Below are 1,416 nucleotides of genomic sequence, written 5' to 3' on the forward strand. Positions count from 1 at the left end.
TGTCGTCTAATCGCCTCGCATAAAGCAAGTCCCTTTTGGGCGTCGGGCCGTCGTTTGCCGGGAGCACGGTCGTCTTCGCGGTCGGCATGTGCCGCCGCATGATGGGGCTTCGCAGGATGAACCTTCCGATGTGCAAGCCGCACTCGATGGACCGGTGAGATCTCAGGGTGCAACAGCTTCGGCGGAATGGTTCGCCCACGTCCCGGCAGGGACGCCTCGACGCGCTTTGACGCGCGGCAAGCTTGGGTGCTGTCGTGTCAGGCCATGGCAGCCTTCGCACGGTAGGATTGGCCGGACTTCAGCATGGCGTGCATGACGACAGCCAGCTTGCGCGCGACCGCCACGGCGGCGCGCTTGAAGCCGAGCCGCTCGCGCAGCGTCAGCCCCCATGCGCGCAGGTCGCTGTCCACCCGGCTGCGCGTCAGGAGAACGGTCGCCGCCTCAAAGAGGAGCCCCCGCATATGCGCGTCTCCTCTCCGGGAGATGTGGCCGTCATAGTCGACCTCACCCGATTGATAGCGTCGCGTCGTCAGCCCGAACCAGGCGGCGACGGAGCGCGACGATCTGAAGTTCGCAGGATCCTCGATCGCGGTCACGAAGGCGGTCGCGGTGATCGCCCCGATCCCAGGTATCGCCATCAGCCGCCGACAGGCCTGGCTTTGCCGGGCACCGGCCAGAAGCTGGCGTCCGAGCTCCGTCGCTCGCCGGCGAACCGCGCCCCAGGCTTCGAGCAGCGGAAGGATGACGCGAGCCAGACCGCCGCCGTCCGACAGGAGGCGTCGAACCTCCGCCTCGAACGATCCGCCCTTTGCGCTCGGCACGATCAAGCCGAACGTCTTCATCAGGCCGCGGATCTGATTGGATAGCTCGGTCGCCATCTGCACGAGCTTGCTGCGCGCGGCGACGAGCGTTCGCACGAGCATGCTGTCGTATCCCTTCACTCGCACCTCGCGGAAGAAGCCGACCTCGGCCAAATGAGCCAGCCCGTCGGCATCGTTGGCGTCGGTCTTGTTGGCGGCCATGTCGAGCGCGGCCTTGGCATGACGCGCGTCGATGCAGATCGCCGGGAGGCCTTCCGCCGTCAGGGCATGGAAGAACCAGATCGACAAAGGACCCGTCTCGAACACGATCCGTTGGGCTTCGGGCGCATGCGTGCGCAGAACACTGGCAATGACGTCAGGATCGGACGCGCACTTGCCGCGCCAAACCCGCTTGCCGTCCCGCCGCACGCAGATCGCCGTGTCTTTCAAGGACACGTCGAGACCGATATACTCACCCATGGTTGTTCTCCTTCGATGCATGGGCCCGGCGTCCAGTCGTGAGCCCGCAACTTCATCCTGTTCGGGAACAACCACCTCTTCCATCGTGGGCCAGATCACTCCGGCCCTGAGTGGGAACGCTCCCGCGATTACCCCA

Annotated in this window: 1 protein-coding gene; it reads right to left on the reverse strand. The window is 65.5% G+C overall.

Annotated features, from left to right (window positions below):
- Window positions 1-257: 257 nt before the first annotated feature.
- Entirely contained in the window at window positions 258-1,280 is a 1,023-nt protein-coding gene (locus MOX02_RS30560) for an IS110 family RNA-guided transposase (RefSeq protein WP_147029503.1), read from the reverse strand.
- Window positions 1,281-1,416: the final 136 nt, after the last annotated feature.

This window comes from Methylobacterium oxalidis, assembly GCF_007992195.1.
Classification (GTDB): Bacteria; Pseudomonadota; Alphaproteobacteria; order Rhizobiales; family Beijerinckiaceae; genus Methylobacterium; species Methylobacterium oxalidis.